This is a genomic window from Pseudomonas sp. AC083, assembly GCF_979253165.1.
In genome coordinates, this window is the sequence record NZ_CEEDDH010000021.1 from 82883 (window position 1) to 99447 (window position 16565).

11 protein-coding genes are annotated in these 16565 nt (G+C 59.4%); 4 read left to right on the forward strand and 7 right to left on the reverse strand.

The window, feature by feature from the left end; translation table 11 throughout:
• Positions 1–3: 3 nt before the first annotated feature.
• Both AC0IXA_RS24210 and AC0IXA_RS24215 read right to left on the reverse strand, forming a co-directional pair.
• Complete coding sequence (locus tag AC0IXA_RS24210; RefSeq protein WP_471814641.1) at positions 4–3654, reverse strand: Tc toxin subunit A; 3651 nt, start codon at positions 3652–3654, stop codon at positions 4–6.
• Between the two features lie 133 nt (positions 3655–3787).
• On the reverse strand, positions 3788–6514 hold the full coding sequence (locus AC0IXA_RS24215) for an Ig-like domain-containing protein (protein ID WP_471814642.1): 2727 nt from the start codon (positions 6512–6514) through the stop codon (positions 3788–3790).
• Between the two features lie 452 nt (positions 6515–6966).
• Here AC0IXA_RS24215 and AC0IXA_RS24220 point away from each other — a divergent pair, with 452 nt between their 5' ends.
• Positions 6967–7344: a DUF6124 family protein gene (locus AC0IXA_RS24220; RefSeq protein ID WP_024014114.1), complete on the forward strand. Its 378-nt coding sequence runs from the start codon at positions 6967–6969 to the stop codon at positions 7342–7344.
• 92 nt (positions 7345–7436) lie between these two features.
• Here the strand turns inward: AC0IXA_RS24220 and AC0IXA_RS24225 are convergent, their stop codons facing one another.
• On the reverse strand, positions 7437–7796 hold the full coding sequence (locus AC0IXA_RS24225; protein WP_125917092.1) for a PilZ domain-containing protein: 360 nt from the start codon (positions 7794–7796) through the stop codon (positions 7437–7439).
• A gap of 230 nt (positions 7797–8026) precedes the next feature.
• Entirely contained in the window at positions 8027–8413 is a 387-nt protein-coding gene (locus AC0IXA_RS24230) for a tetratricopeptide repeat protein (protein ID WP_016773461.1), read from the reverse strand.
• A gap of 172 nt (positions 8414–8585) precedes the next feature.
• Here AC0IXA_RS24230 and pyk point away from each other — a divergent pair, with 172 nt between their 5' ends.
• On the forward strand, positions 8586–10037 hold the full coding sequence (pyk, locus tag AC0IXA_RS24235; RefSeq protein ID WP_024014116.1) for a pyruvate kinase: 1452 nt from the start codon (positions 8586–8588) through the stop codon (positions 10035–10037).
• A 201-nt stretch (positions 10038–10238) separates the two neighbouring features.
• A complete protein-coding gene (locus AC0IXA_RS24240; protein ID WP_471814643.1) occupies positions 10239–11534 on the forward strand; it encodes a hypothetical protein in 1296 nt (431 codons plus the stop codon).
• 137 nt (positions 11535–11671) lie between these two features.
• On the opposite strand, the gene AC0IXA_RS24245 is transcribed toward AC0IXA_RS24240, so the two are convergent.
• The 3 genes from AC0IXA_RS24245 to AC0IXA_RS24255 are packed head-to-tail and all read right to left on the reverse strand — an operon-like array spanning position 11672 to position 14478.
• Positions 11672–12415: an enoyl-CoA hydratase-related protein gene (locus AC0IXA_RS24245; RefSeq protein ID WP_341638923.1), complete on the reverse strand. Its 744-nt coding sequence runs from the start codon at positions 12413–12415 to the stop codon at positions 11672–11674.
• A gap of 28 nt (positions 12416–12443) precedes the next feature.
• Positions 12444–13379 carry an iron-sulfur-binding ferredoxin reductase gene (locus tag AC0IXA_RS24250; RefSeq protein WP_341638922.1) on the reverse strand — a complete coding sequence of 312 codons (936 nt, stop codon included), beginning with the start codon at positions 13377–13379 and terminating at the stop codon, positions 12444–12446.
• On the reverse strand, positions 13372–14478 hold the full coding sequence (locus AC0IXA_RS24255) for a GGDEF domain-containing protein (protein WP_341638921.1): 1107 nt from the start codon (positions 14476–14478) through the stop codon (positions 13372–13374). Before AC0IXA_RS24255 ends, AC0IXA_RS24250 begins: the two co-directional genes overlap by 8 nt.
• Positions 14479–14964: 486 nt before the next feature.
• Between AC0IXA_RS24255 and AC0IXA_RS24260 the strand changes: the two genes are divergently transcribed.
• Positions 14965–16488 (forward strand): fumarate hydratase, encoded by a 1524-nt coding sequence (locus AC0IXA_RS24260; RefSeq protein WP_024014122.1) that lies wholly within the window; start codon positions 14965–14967, stop codon positions 16486–16488.
• Positions 16489–16565 lie beyond the last annotated feature (77 nt).

Below are 16565 nucleotides of genomic sequence, written 5' to 3' on the forward strand. Positions count from 1 at the left end.
GCTTCATTCGGAAGCAGGAAGAGGTGCGAACCGAATCACTTCAAAATCCACACTTTTTTCGCTGGTTTCCGAGAGCACCCTGCAAACGAATGTGCCTCCGGTGGGACTTGAGACAACCGCTCGGGCAACGCCTTGCTGAGTGGTCTGCCCCTGCTGGGGCTGAATCACCACCTCAACGGCCAGTAAAGGCTCGTCACCGATGGCTGTTGCGGACCAACTCACCCAGCGGTTTTTGCCCAGATTGCCGAAGCTATCCATGAGAACCGCGGTCAACTCGACCGCTTGCCGTTCTGGAACCACGCTCGTGGGCACTCTGGACATGAAGGCTGAGGGGAAATCCAGGAGCAGACCGTCGTCGGTCAACTGGATGAGCGGCCCCTCCTGCGGCGTGATCAATGGCACCCAGAACAGGGGACGTTCAGCCCCCATGACTTTTCCAGGCGTGTAGGTTGCCGTGGCGATACCCGTTATTGGCTGGGTTTTGCCAATGGCCAGCGTGCCGAGACTGGCCTGTCCGCGAATGACCACACCGCTGAGCGGTTTGCCATCCTGGTCAGTCAGCTTGATAGTGAAAATGATCTGGCCTGGACTACCGGCAATCACCTCGGTGTTATCCACGTCGATCTGCATGTTGATGAGCGGCGCGCGAAGCTCTGCGGATAGGCGAACTGCAGGCGCCGTTTCCGACAGGCTCAATGAGGCATGCTCGGCAGCGCTTTTGTAAAAAGCCTTGTCGACGGCCTCGGGCAGCGTCCCCAGCAGAAAAATGGTCAGCGCATCCATATTGGTATGGGCAGCGAGTTCGAGCACCCGAACCAATAAGTCGAGCTGCTTGAGGTTCTTCAAGAGTCCATATTGCGGGTCGATCCGACCGATGCACTCATGCACCTCCTGCTCGCTCCAGTCGAAGAACCGTGCCAGCCAGACTTCCGATGCCTGCTGCGCCAGGCGCAGCGCATCGGTGGATAAATCCTTCGGATCACCCCATTCCCTGATCTGCCTCAGGTACTCAAGCATCTCGGTATGAGGCTGCTCGCTGATCTTCAAGGCATGAGTCAGAACCGTCAGGTAATACAGGGTAGCGACGCTAAAGTCATGGGGCTGATCCTGCTCCCACCAATCGTTGAGCCCGTAATCGAGAAGCGCATCCAGTGTTTCGAGGCTGATGTCGAGTTCGGCCACGACAGCGCTGCGCCGACGCATGTCAGCCAGCAATGAAAACAAAGGATCAAGAGATTCCTCCGTCAGGCCGCGTGACAGTGCCCAGTCGTCTCCCGCATGCTCGACAATTCTGACCAACAGCTCATAAACGCTCGAATCTGCCCAGTTCAAAACCCTCAGCGCCCGCTCTGCATCGAGCCCGGTATAAACAGCCAGACATTCACGAGCGACCGAAAGCTGAGCGGCACGCGCCTGCAGCAGAACCGTGAGCATGAGCTCGACAATGGGAGTACGCACACTGATGTCATCTTCATCCAGCCCCTCCCTGACCGCTTTGTCGAGTTCCACCCTGGCGAAGCCAACGTATTGGTCATCGGTTCCGTCTCGAGATTTCACCAGGCCCAAAGGGTCGGTCAGCGAAGACAGCAGATCCGTCCAGTTGCGGCCTACCAGCGCGGGCACGCCGGCGGTCAGGAAACCGGTATGAGTCAACAATGCCTCGCCGAGCAAATTGCGGACCTGCTCGAACAAACGCAGTTCAGGCTCGTCCGCCACATTGGACACCTGAGGATCCGCCACCTGCTGCAGCATCCACAGCACCGGTAAATCGCGCGTTCCACACCAGTACCGGCATGCAGCCAATGCCGAAATGAGGTTCAGTACATCGGGCACAGTGTCACCGGCCGCGGGTTCTCCTTTGATCACCGGAACGCCCGCCAGACCGTCAGCCCAAGCCTCCCGGCCAAGCAACATGAGCATCAACAGCCCCTCGACAGGCGTCATGCCCAACAAGCGTGGCAATTTCACCAGTCGGTAAAACGCCGACAGAATCTCCCGGCTGCGCACGAGCGTGTTGGTTCGGCCATGGGCACGGGCAATCGCCAGCGCCAGATACTGGTATGTCTGCAGGTCGATTTCCAGCGCGCTGCAGATTCGGCTGACGGTAATTTCCGGCACACCTTGCGCCGGCAGCAATGGAAACTCGCCGTTATCAAGCAGCAATGGATCGCGGTAGTCGCCCTGGACGTTATTGAAGATCTGATCGAATTGTGAAGGTGCCTGCCCGCGGCCATAGATCGAGAACTTGTCGATGAACACCGCGAAATCCGCAGCCTTGCAGTCGAAGCCTTCACGCAGGGTCTGGAACAACCCCAACGCATGCACGGTATGGTCGGTCAGCCGGATGGCGGGTTTCTCGGGTTTGTCAGGGGCATCCGGGATGCCGGCCCACTCGGCATTGAAAGCGGCCACCAGCAGCGAGTCCACCTCCTCGGGAGGCAGCTTCAGCCATAGATCCAGGCGCCGCTTGCGGTTCATCCGGTCGTATCGCCCCGGGACCATGGGGGATTCGCTCAAACGGTGCAGAAGATTTTCGTAATTGACACTGACGGCGGGTGATTCGCCGCCGTTGATGTACACCGAACCGGAACGCTCGCTTTCCTGATCGTCGGTCGGCCCATAGATTTTCACGTTAGCCGACCGTGTTGGTGCATAACGACGAATCGACAGAAAAGCCTCCACTCCTTCGGCATCCAGTCTGGTGCGCTGAGCGAAAAAGGCCACTTGATTGAGGTTCTGCCAGTCCAACCCGGTTGTACCGTAATTCCTTAAGTAGAATGCCTCTCTGATGTCAGTGTCGACGTCGTCGGGAATGAGGTCCTCGGTCAACAATTCTCGCTGGAACGGCCCCAGCCGCGAGGCATGAGCCAGCGCACGGCCGGCATCGTCATCCCAAGCGTGCGGAATCAGAAAGTTGGGGTATTCGATATCTGTCCAGCGGGCAAAATGTCCCACTGAAAGACCGCGATCAGCAACCACCGCATTGATGGTTGCCCAGTGCTTGAAATACGGCAGACCATTGGGGTAGCGCCGCTGGATCAAGGCGTCTTCCAGCTCCAACTCTGTTTTGTCGATAAACCTTTCCAGCACCTTGATGATAATGTTGACAGCAGAAACCGTCTGGTGCATCGCGTTGTGGTCGATGGCTAATTCCTTGATATCGGCACGACGCGTATGGAGTGGAATCGTGCCGATCGCCTCATCGGGGTTACCATATTTTTCGACGTTGTTCTCGACCCACCTCCACAGTTCTACCAGATAGGCGACTACTCCCGTGGCATCTTCAAGCGCGCCAACGGGTGCGAACTGGTCATATGCCGGGCTGAACAAAAGCTCGTAATTGGGCCCGGTATTGAACCCCCCCGCCGCGTAAGGTGCCGGTCGAGCCTGGGCGGTCAATGACTGCTCGATAAACTGCCGGCGCAGATAAATGGCCAGAGCATTGGCCCGACGCAGAAACCTCCTCGCCTCCTCGATGCTGATTCCAAAGTCTCTGGCCAGTCCCACGGGCCCCTTTTCCACCAAGGGAAAAATCGAGCCGCCGCTTTCCAGCCAGTTTCTCAGACCGGCGAGATTTTCCTGGCTCTGCTGCTCGCCGAAGACCTGCTCGAACAACTCCAGGCTGGGGCGTTTCGCGGTATTTTTCATGGTCATGCTGTCAGTCCTTGAACAGGTGATGTGCGCTGGCGAGCAACCTCACCGGCACCGGCTGATACGCCCATTCAACGCTCCAGCACAGCAACGGTCTACTGTCATAAATGACAGTCCTCATGACCGTTTATCGGAACTACCTGTGAGAATGGTCAGGCGACTCGGCCGGCACATCAAAACGCCCGCTTTCGGCATCGTCTGACATCGGCGTCCCTGTGCTGGACGTTTGCCGGAAACGGCACCATTGGGCGCCGATGGGCAGCGGCTCCGCCGGCGTAGCTGTCCAGCCGGCGTCAGTGACCGCAACGGGGCCGGCAAGCACGACATCCGGGTTGTACCAGCTCATCAGCATTCCCGTGCCCGGTCTGCCCGAGCCCGTGAAGGCCGCCACCGGAGAAACCCAAGAACCTGGCCTTGGGTATGTGAATTGCGGAAGGAAAAGCCTCACCTGACTCTCCCACTCGCTGGGGACAGAATGAAACTCACCCTTGGAGGCCACAACGCTCAATGTCACCGCCCCATCGGGTAGCTCCAGCGTTGCCGGGATTGACCAGCTCGCGTCGTCAAGCACCGGGGCCGTGCCCAATACGTATTCTCCGCGCTTGAGCGTGATCAGGTCACCAGAAACGCCGAACCCGGACACCGTCACCGTAGCGCCAAGGAATTCTTCGGGAGTGGGTGATTCGGGCATCGGCGCGACGGGTACGACCCGACACGGCACGTCAGGGCCGGGTTTTGACGTTTTTCCCTCGAACGTCTGAGTCGCCCAAAGGATTTCGTCTCCGACCTCCAGCACAACGCTGGCTTCCCACGTACCGTTCACACCGATCTGGACATCGCGCAACAGCGCCTCATCGAGCCCGCGGCGCCAAACGGTAACCAACCCGTCTCGCCGACCTGTACCCGACAGAACTGCCGTGCGCGTCAGATCGCCTCCAGGAAGCGGCCGCACGAACTCGGGCGGCATGACGACGACGTCGAATTGGCGCACCTCACTGTCTGGTGAGGCCCGGTCGTTGAGGGTTTGCTGCGCGGTGATGAACCATGTCTTGATGGCGAGTCCGGTGAGCGACACAGACCACGGGCCGTCCTGCCCGAGAATCACGGGCTCACCCAAGCGCTTGCCTTCCTGCGCGTCCCAAAGCTGCATCGAAGCGCCTGCCATGCCGAAGTCACCGGTCACCGTCAGATCACTGTCCGTTTCCTGTTCGGGCAGCGGCGTTCTGATCGCGGGTTTGAGCCGTTCCCTGTAGACCGTGAACGTCAGGGAGCCCGGCTTCGATGTGAGTCCGACGACTGTCTGCTTCGCTTCGATGGTGTAGCGCACCCCATCCGTAAATGGAGTCGGGCGCCGGAAGGTCCAGGTTTCCCCGGTGACCGTCGCTGCAAACGAGGAGCCGCTGTCGCTGAACGTGATGTTCACCAACGCGCCGGGGAAGCAGGTACCGCTGAAGATCGGCGTGAGCCCGTTCTCGGGAGGGACATCGAGACCGGGTTCGCGAGGCAGGATGCTGATTTCATACTCCATCCAGCCTTCAGAACCGTCCAGCTCTTGTCGGATCGATATTTTCCGTTTGTTCGTCGGCCCCCAGGATTCCAGAGCCTGCGTGGACCACAGCCTGTTTCTGACGACAACAGGCGTAGCTATTTCGGCTCCGGCAAAAAGGCTGACGGTAGCGCGGTCGACCCCTTCGCCGCTGAAGGTGGGTTGATACTCGCCGTCATCAGTAACCTCTCTGACAGGTTGTAATTCCTTGCTGAGCGTGAAGAGAAGTGGCAATGATTCGATCCAGCCGCCGCTGTTGTCGGGGACTCGTTGTCGGGCACTCAATTGGAAGTTGCCCGGCTTCCAGTCCAGCGCTGTTGTTTCCCAATTTCCCCCTGCTACTTTTACCGATACAGGCTCCGTTCCGCCCGGGCCGCCGAGGATTTTGATATCGACCATCGCATCGGTGAGGCCAGTACCGGAAAACCGTATTTCGCCATCAGGAAGAAAGACTACAGAGGGCGCTGGCAATTGCATGGGACGGATTTTTACAGCCCTTGCGACGCTACGTTTTGACTTCAAAATGCCATTATCCTGGTACACCGTCAGCGAATGAACACCCGGTTCCAGGTTCAATGGGACAACCCACTCCTCTTCAGTCAACTTGCCACTTTGCCCTACCTGCACGTCTGTGAAATCGATGAATGCCTTCACAGTTGCACCAACTACGCCAGCAGTGCCGGAAAGCGAAAAAGCCACATCCTGGATATCACCCGGCCGTGGTAATTCAATGACTGGTATGCGTAATCCAGAGGTGTAGGTTTGCGGTAAGGATTTTTCTGAAGTGTATGTTTGATTCCCGATAGAAAAGCGCGCCAGAGCAACATATTCGTAATCTCTATCGTCAGGCTCGAAACCCGGCAGCCAAGCTGGGGAGTTCCACCTGCCATCACGTGCGACGGTAGTTATTCCGAAAGCGTGCTTCTCGCCTGCGCCAGTTCCTGTTACTTCGATTCGAGTATCAGGCAGACCGCTACCGTTGACTTGGCTGCCAGTACCTTCCTGCGGTTCGATGATCGGCGCGGGAAACTGTGTGGTGACCGAGACCGCTGTTTCATAGATCACGCTGAAGGCCGTTATACCGACAGCGCCAGCAGGCATGTAATGCGGCAACGTAAAGCTCCACACACCCTGACTCGCGTGGGTCGTGAACCTGAGCGGCGTGAAGTTCCCGGTGATCGTAATACGCACATCTTCGTTCCAGATGAGACCTCTGCCGGAAATAGTTGTCTGGCTCACGTCGATTACAGCGCCATTGGCGGGCTGATCAATTATCAAGGTAATGCCTTCGGGCAATTGTTCAGTATCGTCAGTCATGAAACCCCCGGGGGCACTGGTTCGTTCGGTGCAGAAAGCCACAACGGCCCAAGCGAGCACACCTGTAAAACCTGACAGTCCCGATCAACGGTAACTATTCCCACACTGCAACATGCTGACGTCCTTCAGCCGTTAACACGCGGCTACATCAGGTTGCGCCGTTGCCTACACATCACTCAGAATCCGCCGGCTTGTGCGCTTTGAAGCTGCCCCGTAACGTGATCCGTGCCGCTGCCAATCAGTGGTCGGGTTTAGTCGCCCGGGGGTTTGTCATCAAGGTGTATAAGCGTCATCCAGTCGGGTAATCCCTATCCCCGCACTCGATGGTGGCTGTACGCAGGGCGCTTCGGCGCGCCGGTTTTTGGTGATACCCCCGGTCGACTAACCTGCGTCCAGCCGCCACCCTTTCGTTTAGTCGCGAGGGGTGAAGGCCCCAACCAAGGGTTATCACCATGATCAAACCAACACCCAATCCCCCTGAAACCGAAGACTCGACCTCCCCCTACGCTTCCCCCGATTCCACCAGACTCCACGAGGCCGCTGAAAAAGCCCTCGATCACTACCTGAAAAAACCCGGCGCTGCGCCGTCGTGCAATTCCGTCGATCGCGGCATGCAGATGTTCATGGTCGCGCCCGACATCAACCCCGAAGCGATGGCCATTCAAACCTACGAAACCTTTTCTTCGGTCAGCATTCTGCTGCTCGACTTGGCGGACAGCCTCGAGGACAAGCCGCGACATCTGGCGATGGCGATCTATCAGTTGAGCGAGATGGGGTTATTGCTGGCGGAGAAGGCGCTGGATCAGGAGCGGGCGATCGCGGTGGCGTGATGTCAAGATCAAAAGATCGCAGCCTGCGGCAGCTCCTACATCTGGAATGCGTTCCCCTGTAGGAGCTGCCGCAGGCTGCGATCTTTTGCTGTTCAGGCAGAAGCCGGCAACGGCTGAAAACTGAAGTACTGCTTCAGCGCCAGCACCAGCTCGCCGAACTCCGCCGGCGCACGCCGCAGGATGAAACCTGCGTCGTAATGCAGCGGTGTGGCGTCTTCATGGCACCACACGCAGCAGGCGCTGAAATCGATAACTTGCTGGCTGCCATCGCGGGCCGGGACTTTGAGGCGTAACTGGAAATCTGCGCCGATCATCATCGGCAACTGGCTGATCAGCATCAGCCCGTCCGCAGACACGTTGCCGAGAAAGCCGACGGGTTTGTCGGTAATGCTATTGAACACTCTGAGGTAATACGGCAACTGGTGCCGTTCGATCCGGCGGTCGGTAAACATGATGTGCTGTACGCCATGCAGGGCTCCGCAAGGAGCCGCACCTGTGCTTCGGAACGAGCCTTTAGGCAGGCCCGCTCTCCCCGCTTCCGGTGTGACGGTCGCGACAATCGCCGTCACTTTTACCACTGCCAGTCGCAGGTGTTGCGCCGCCGTCGAGACAAGCCTCGCAAGCGGTTTACTTGACTATAGCGGAGCTTGTACAGACGGCCAGATTTTGTACGACAGTACCGTCAGAAGCGTGTCGGCCGCACCACCGCAGCGGCGCTGCGTGTCGGGTAATGGCCCAGGCTCTGCAAGGTTTCCAGACGCGCGCGGGCGCGGTAGGCGTATTCGCTGTTGGGGTACGAAGCGATGATGAACTGGTAGGTCTGCACCGCGTCGATGTACAGCTTCTGCCGTTCCAGGCACTGGCCGCGCATCATCGACACTTCCGGCCACACGTACGGGCGGGCGCGGCTGGCACGTTCTACTTTGGACAGTTCAAGCATGACCTGCTCGCAATTGCCACGTTCATAGGCGCTGTAGGCGTTGTTCAAATGATGGTTCATCGACCAACGGGTGCAGCCCGTCGCGGCGAGGACGCTGAGGGCAAGGGCGGCAATGGGCAACAATCGCATGGGGGTTCTCCTGTCTTGTGCTCTGTATCGACCCCTGGTCGAAAATCTTCAGGCGCGTTTGTCCCGAAGTTGCCACGTTCAATAAAGAAAACGATAAGTAGTGCATTCGAACAATGACTACACCCTTCGAGCATAGTAGCCTCTGCCTGCGCTTGAACTCAGGAGTCTTTGCATGTCCGTCCGTCGTACCAAAATCGTCGCTACCCTTGGCCCGGCCAGTAACTCGCCGGAAGTTCTCGAACAGCTGATTCTGGCTGGTCTGGACGTTGCCCGTCTGAACTTCTCCCACGGCACCCCCGACGAGCACAAGGCTCGCGCGAAACTGGTGCGTGACCTCGCTGCCAAGCACGGCCGCTTCGTCGCCCTGCTCGGCGACCTGCAAGGCCCGAAAATCCGTATCGCCAAATTCGCCAACAAGAAGATCGAGCTGAAGATCGGTGACAAGTTCACCTTCTCCACCAGCCATCCGTTGACCGAAGGCAACCAGCAAGTGGTCGGCATCGACTACCCGGATCTGGTCAAGGACTGCGGCGTGGGCGACGAGCTGCTGCTCGACGACGGCCGCGTGGTGATGCGTGTTGAAACCGCCACTGCCACCGAGCTGCATTGCGTGGTGACCATCGGCGGCCCGCTGTCCGACCACAAAGGCATCAACCGTCGCGGTGGTGGTCTGACTGCCCCGGCCCTGACTGAAAAAGACAAGGCCGACATCAAGCTCGCCGCCGAAATGGAAGTCGACTACCTCGCAGTGTCCTTCCCGCGTGACGCCGCCGACATGGAATACGCCCGTCAACTGCGTGACGAGGCCGGCGGCACTGCCTGGCTGGTGGCGAAGATCGAACGCGCCGAAGCCGTGGCCGACGACGAAACCCTCGATGGCCTGATCAAGGCTTCCGACGCAGTGATGGTTGCCCGTGGCGACCTCGGTGTGGAAATCGGCGACGCCGAGCTGGTGGGCATTCAGAAGAAAATCATTCTGCACGCACGCCGCCACAACAAAGCGGTGATCGTCGCGACGCAGATGATGGAGTCGATGATCCAGAACCCGATGCCGACCCGCGCCGAAGTGTCCGACGTGGCCAACGCCGTGCTCGACTACACCGACGCTGTGATGCTCTCGGCAGAATCCGCCGCTGGTCTTTACCCGCTGGAAGCCGTGCAGGCGATGGCGCGCATCTGCGTCGGCGCCGAGAAGCACCCGACCGGCAAGACCTCCAGCCACCGCATCGGCAAGGAATTCAGCCGTTGCGACGAAAGCATCGCGCTGGCGACCATGTACACCGCCAACCACTTCCCGGGCGTCAAAGCGATCATTGCGTTGACTGAAAGCGGCTTCACCCCGCTGATCATGTCGCGTATCCGCTCTTCGGTGCCGATCTACGCGTTCACCCCGCACCGCGAAGCCCAGGCCCGCGCGGCGATGTTCCGTGGCGTCTACACCATCCCGTTCGACCCGGCCTCGCTGGAGCCGCACGAAGTCAGCCAGAAAGCCATCGACGAACTGACCAAGCGCGGCGTTGTGGAAAAAGGCGACTGGGTCATCCTGACCAAGGGCGACAGCTACCACACCACTGGCGGCACCAACGGCATGAAGATCCTGCATGTCGGTGATCCGCAGGTCTGAGTGACCGGCCGCTGAAACGCAAAAGCCCCGCCATGTAAATGGCGGGGCTTTTTGTTGTCTGCATGTCGCTGAAAACCAGTTTTCACAGAACGTCAACTGTCAGTTCTGTCAGTTGTTGCAAGAGCCATTCTTGACTAGCGTGCTACTTCACCACCCAACCACTCAAGACTGGGCACGAGTCGTGATCAAGGAGGATTGAAGATGGACGTTGCGGCAAACATCTCGCCAGGTAAATTCGACCCAACGTTTGGCAATCAGGGCGTTGCCACTCCGAAAAAACCTCCCGATTTTTCAGGAAACCTTGTCCTGCGGGGGGTGATGGTCGACAAATCAGGGCGCACCTATATCGCGGGAAGCGTAGGCCAATCGAACGGTGATGCCTACTACTTGATCAGACTGGATAGCAATGGCGTACACGACACTCAATTTGGCCAGAGTGGCTACGTAACCGGTCAATTTGAGGACGGAGAAGGATCGCATTCCTTCGCTAACGAAATAGTGGAACAGGCCGACGGCAAACTGCTGCTCATCGGCAGTTTCTTTCAGGCTAACCTCAAGCGTGCCATAGGAGTCGTGCGTCTCGACATCGCTGGCAACCTTGATCCGGCATTCAACGAAACCGGCAAAGTCGCTGTTTACCTCACGGATGACGACACGGCAGATCAGAAGCACCAGCAACTACCCAACGCAGCGAACTCAAAAACCGGTAGCCAGCGGTCGACCGTTCTGCCTGACGGCAAGATCGTATTGCATACCACCGTAGATCGGGATGGAAACAAAGTGGCGACAGCCGTCATTCGGCTCTTGCCTGACGGCACACGGGATATTGAATTTAACGAGGGAGAAATCGCCTATGTTCTCCACCCGAATTTCACTCACACGGAGCTATACGATCTATTGGCAAAACAGGATGGGACCTACGTGCTCGCGGGCTGTGTACGTGGCAATCATCCTTACCGGGCAGTACTCAACCGCTTGACTGCTACCGGGAAAATTGATGACTCGTTCGCCGTTGATGGCTTTGAAGTGATGGATCCGATAGAGAACTCGCTGAGCGTCAATGTCTTGAAAGTTATCGGGCAGACGAATAAGCGGCTGTTATCCGTTGGGTATACGGAGCCTGCACACCATGGCGTATTGATCAGCCGGGAATCCGACGGCAAACCCAACACCCAGTTCAACGCAGGCAAACCACTTCTGAGCAGACTGCAAGGCATTGACACCTTATGGCTTGACGCGTCCATCCAGAGCAGCGGACACATACTTGTTGCCGGGCTGAGTCAAGTGTCCTCTGGTTTTAACCATGTTATTGCCAGATTCACCGATGACGGCAAATTGGATACGGATTTTGCGGATGGCAAAGGCTGGCGAGTGTTCGACCTGGAGAGGGGGATCTGGACTGGGGTTGCAATCGGTGAAGGTAAAATGACGTTCCTCGGCCAAAGGCAAGTCGACGGGCAACAGGTTCAATGCGTCGGCCGTGGGTTGATCGAGTGACCTGGCGACGAGTTTACCGGCTGCCCCTGATTGAGAGTTTTATGGTCTGGTCAACCCCTTTCGCGAGCAGGCTCGCTCCCAACTTTGAAATGCGTTCCCCCGTGGGAGCGAGCCTGCTCGCGAAGGCGTCTTGACCTTCACCGAAAAAACTCGCTCAACGCCGCCACCGCCTCCGGCGAACGCAGGCGCTGGGTGAACAACGCACCCTCCTCCTCGATCACCTTGCGCACCAGATCCCGATCCGGCGCTCGCATCAATTGCTTGCTGATGCGCACCGCTTCGGCCGGCAATTCATCAAACCGCAGCGCCACTTCTCGCGCCTTGCTCAACGCCGCTTCACCGCTGTCCAGCGCTTGTGTGGCGATCCCCCACTGCACAGCCTGTTCGCCGTTAAAGCCTTCCCCAAGCAGCAATAACTCAGCCGCTTTCGCCTGCCCGAGCAAACGCGGCAGGATCAGGCTGGAACCGAATTCGGGACACAATCCGAGGTTGACGAACGGCATGCGCAGCCTGGCGTCGCGGCTGACATAGACCAGATCGCAGTGCAGCAACATCGTCGTGCCGATGCCTACCGCTGCACCGGCGACTGCGGCGATCACTGGTTTGCGGCATTCGAGCAGGTTAAGCATGAAGTGAAACACCGGGCTGTCGAGGTCGCTCGGCGGTTGCTCGAGGAAGTCGGCAATGTCGTTGCCGGCGGTGAAGCACTCGGCGCTGCCGCTGATCAGCACGGCATTGATTTGCGGGTCATCGTTGGCCTGTTTCAGCGCCTCGGCGAGGCGGCTGTACATGGCGCGGGTCAGGGCGTTTTTCTTGTCCGGGCGGTTGAGGCGCAAGGTCAGCAAACCGCGTTCGCGTTCCAGCAGGATGGCTTCGGTCATGGCGTGTCTCGCGTCTGAAAATCAGCGCTCAACCACGGCTCACAAACACGTCGGCCAGCAGTTGATTGCGCGGCAATCCGGCCAGGTACAGACGCTTGGCGAAGGCGTCGACACTGGCCGTCGAGCCGCAGACTAAGGCCAGGGTCTGCCGGGAAACAAGGCGCAGTTGCGCCAAAGCGGCGGCCGACTCGGCCGCGGTCCACAGCTCGACACTGAGGTTTTCCCGCTGCGCGGCCAATGCGGCAAGGGGTTTGGCCAGATAGTGTTCGCGTTCGTCATGGGCCAGGTGAATGACGCGGATGGCGCCTTGGTGATCCTGACGCAAGGCTTCGCGCAGCACACCGAACAACGGACCTAAACCGGTACCGGCGGCCAGCAGCCATAGCGACCGGGCGTGCCAGTCCGCATCGTAATGCAAGGCGCCGCCGCGCAGTTCGCCGAGGCGGATCGAGTCGCCGATTTGCAGCTTGCGGGCGGCATCGACGAATTCGCCGGGCTGGCGGCAGTCGAGGTGAAACTCAAGAAAGCGGTCTTCTTGCGGCAGGCTCGCCAGCGAGTAAGGCCGGGCGATGTGGCCGATCCACAACACCAGATGCTGGCCGGCGCTGTAGCGCAATGGCCGCTGCGGGGTCAGGCGCAGGCGCAGAACGCTATCGCTGAGCCAGTCCAGCGCTTCGACCAAGGCCGGGCGACCGTCGCTGATCGGGTCGAAGGTGTGTACCTGCAAGTCTTCGACCACCTGACACTGACAGGCCAGGCGCCACCCGTCCTGACGTTGCTCGGCACTCAAGGCGTCCGGACGGCTGTCGCTGGGCAGGCCTTGCACGCATTGCACCAGACAGGCATGGCAACTGCCGGCGCGGCAGCTGTAGGGCACGGCGACGCCGTTGTGGTTGAGGGCATCGAGCAGATTGCTGCCCGCCTCAACCGTCCACTGCCGATCACCGACACGCAATTCAGGCATCGACGTTCTCCCACGCGGCGGCACAGCGATTGCGCCCGTCACGCTTGGCCCGGTACAACGCCTGATCGGCGCGCTGCAACGCCTCGTCCAGATCATCGCCGACCGCCAGCAGGGTCATGCCCGCCGACAGGCTCAGGTTGCGCACTTGCAGGCCCATCAATTCCACCTCGCTGAAGGCGATGCGCAAACGCTCGCAACACGCGGTCAGACGTTCAGCATCACAGTCGGGCACCAGCACCACGAACTCCTCGCCACCATAGCGCGCCAGCACGTCACCGTCGCGCAGGCAGGCTTGCGCCACACCGGCAAACGCCTGCAACACCTGATCGCCGGCGGCGTGGCCGTGCAGATCGTTGATGCGTTTGAAGTGGTCCAGATCGATCAGCGCCAGCCCGTGCATCACGTCGCTGTCCAGCGCATTCAGCTCGCGCGAGGCGATGCGCAGGAAATGCCGGCGATTGAACAGCCCGGTCAGTTCGTCGGTGGCCACCAGATCCTCAAGCTGGCGCATCATCCCGCGCAGGGTGTCCTGATGCGCCTGCAAGGCAAACCGGCGCTGACGCTGACGTTGCCGCGAGACCTGGACAAAGCGTGCGTAAAGCACCAGCCACGCCAAAACCATCGCCAGAATGCACACTTGCAACGCCGCGAGCGCAGGCTCCGCCAGACGGAAATGGTAAGCGTCCCACAGGGTAATCGCGGAGAAACTGAAGAACACCAGCAGCGCGCAGCGGATGAACACCTGTCGGGTGAGATGGAACAGGCCGAACAGCAGGATCAGCACATAAAACACCAGAAACGCGCCGCGTGCCTCGTCGACATGGGCGATCAGCCACGTCTGCCAGCCGAGGCCCATCAGCACTTGCGCTTCGGTCAGGCTGGGGTCGGCGAAGCGCTGGTTGCGCCCGCTCCAGAACATGGCGAAAAGGCTCGCCTGACTGATGACCACCAGGGCGCTGCCGATGGCCACGCCACTCAGAGATTGCTGATAATGCCCGGTGAAAAACGCCAGCCACAGCAGCAGCAAAGCCAATCCGTAGGTGGCCGCAGCGAGGGCGAAGCGTTTGAGCAAAAGGCGTTGAATGGCGTTATGGGTCAATCGTTGACTCACCGTGCGATAGGAGGCTGACCGAGTGTCCTACTCTACAGACCGGATGCCACTTTAGAGGGCCGGTCGCTAAATGACCACCGATTTTCGGGCTCGAAAATTGACGTCAAATGCATGACCTGATTGAGCTGCATTGATGCCTGCACCAGGTCCCTGTGGTGAGGGGATTTATCTTCGATGGGCTGCGAAGTGGCCCCTTGCAACCGGTCAATCACTCTGAGCTCACAGGTTTTACGACTGCTGCGCAGCCGAGCGGGGATAAATCCCCTCGCCACAGGGTCATCCGACCAAAAGCCAATGTGCCCCCACCACCGAGGCGCGGTATACTGCCGCGCCTTTTTAGCGTCGCGCCACAAAGGGACAGCCATAAGCCGCAAGCCTCAAGCGGCAAGCTCAAGCTGTCCGCGTAATGCTTTAACTTGCCGCTCGAAGCTAGAAGCCTGTAGCTTCCCCACCGTTTTCAGAGGAGCGCGACTCATGACCGTGATCAAGCAAGATGACCTGATTCAGAGCGTTGCCGACGCCCTGCAGTTCATTTCCTATTACCACCCCGTGGATTTCATCCAGGCGATGCACGAAGCCTACCTGCGCGAAGAATCGCCAGCGGCCCGTGATTCGATGGCGCAGATCCTGATCAACTCGCGCATGTGCGCCACCGGCCATCGCCCGATCTGCCAGGACACCGGTATCGTCACCGTATTCGTCCGTGTCGGCATGGACGTGCGCTGGGATGGCGCCACCATGGGCCTGGACGACATGATCAACGAAGGCGTGCGTCGCGCTTACAACCTGCCGGAAAACGTCCTGCGGGCATCGATCCTTGCCGACCCGGCAGGCGCTCGCAAGAACACCAAAGACAACACCCCGGCCGTAATTCACTACTCCATCGTCCCGGGTAACACCGTGGAAGTGGACGTGGCGGCCAAGGGCGGCGGTTCCGAGAACAAGTCGAAAATGGCCATGCTCAACCCGTCCGACTCGATCGTCGACTGGGTATTGAAGACCGTGCCGACCATGGGCGCCGGCTGGTGCCCACCGGGCATGCTGGGTATCGGCATCGGCGGCACCGCCGAGAAGGCCGCAGTGATGGCCAAGGAAGTGTTGATGGAATCCATCGACATCCACGAGCTGAAGGCCCGTGGTCCGCAGAACCGCATCGAAGAAATGCGTCTGGAACTGTTCGAAAAGGTCAACCAGTTGGGCATCGGCGCCCAGGGCCTCGGTGGCCTGACCACCGTGCTCGACGTGAAAATCATGGACTACCCGACCCACGCTGCCTCGCTGCCGGTGTGCATGATCCCCAACTGCGCCGCCACCCGTCACGCACACTTCGTGCTCGACGGTTCCGGTCCAGCCTCGCTGGAAGCGCCACCGCTGGACGCCTACCCGGAAATCGTCTGGGAAGCCGGCCCGTCGGCCCGTCGCGTCAACCTCGACACCCTGACCCCGGAAGAGGTGCAGAGCTGGAAGCCGGGCGAAACCGTGCTGCTCAACGGCAAGATGCTCACCGGTCGCGACGCCGCGCACAAGCGCATGGTCGAGATGCTCAACAAGGGTGAAACCCTGCCGGTGGATCTGAAAGGTCGTTTCATCTATTACGTCGGCCCGGTTGATCCGGTCGGTGACGAAGTGGTTGGCCCGGCCGGCCCGACCACCGCAACGCGGATGGACAAGTTCACCCGCCAGATCCTCGAGCAGACCGGCCTGCTGGGCATGATCGGCAAATCCGAGCGCGGCCCGACCGCGATCGAAGCGATCAAGGACAACAAGGCCGTGTACCTGATGGCTGTCGGCGGCGCCGCTTACCTGGTTGCGCAAGCGATCAAGAAGTCCAAGGTGCTGGCATTTGCCGAGCTGGGCATGGAAGCGATCTACGAGTTCGAGGTCAAGGACATGCCGGTCACCGTAGCGGTGGACAGCAAAGGCGAGTCGGTACACATCACTGGCCCGGCGATCTGGCAACAGAAGATCAGCGAAAGCCTGGCGGTAGAAGTGCAGTAAGCTTCTGGCATCATGAAAACGGCCGGTGCATCCGCAAAGATGCCCCGGCCGTTTTTGTGTGTTCAAACCAATTGCGA

Excerpts from the sequence above, each read along its gene's own strand:
- AC0IXA_RS24210 (WP_471814641.1), bottom strand. The coding sequence starts at position 3,654 with ATGACCATGAAAAATACCGCGAAACGCCCCAGCCTGGAGTTGTTCGAG.
- AC0IXA_RS24215 (WP_471814642.1), bottom strand. The coding sequence starts at position 6,514 with ATGACTGACGATACTGAACAATTGCCCGAAGGCATTACCTTGATAATT.
- AC0IXA_RS24220 (WP_024014114.1), top strand. The coding sequence starts at position 6,967 with ATGATCAAACCAACACCCAATCCCCCTGAAACCGAAGACTCGACCTCC.
- AC0IXA_RS24225 (WP_125917092.1), bottom strand. The coding sequence starts at position 7,796 with ATGTTTACCGACCGCCGGATCGAACGGCACCAGTTGCCGTATTACCTC.
- AC0IXA_RS24230 (WP_016773461.1), bottom strand. The coding sequence starts at position 8,413 with ATGCGATTGTTGCCCATTGCCGCCCTTGCCCTCAGCGTCCTCGCCGCG.
- pyk (WP_024014116.1), top strand. The coding sequence starts at position 8,586 with ATGTCCGTCCGTCGTACCAAAATCGTCGCTACCCTTGGCCCGGCCAGT.
- AC0IXA_RS24240 (WP_471814643.1), top strand. The coding sequence starts at position 10,239 with ATGGACGTTGCGGCAAACATCTCGCCAGGTAAATTCGACCCAACGTTT.
- AC0IXA_RS24245 (WP_341638923.1), bottom strand. The coding sequence starts at position 12,415 with ATGACCGAAGCCATCCTGCTGGAACGCGAACGCGGTTTGCTGACCTTG.
- AC0IXA_RS24250 (WP_341638922.1), bottom strand. The coding sequence starts at position 13,379 with ATGCCTGAATTGCGTGTCGGTGATCGGCAGTGGACGGTTGAGGCGGGC.
- AC0IXA_RS24260 (WP_024014122.1), top strand. The coding sequence starts at position 14,965 with ATGACCGTGATCAAGCAAGATGACCTGATTCAGAGCGTTGCCGACGCC.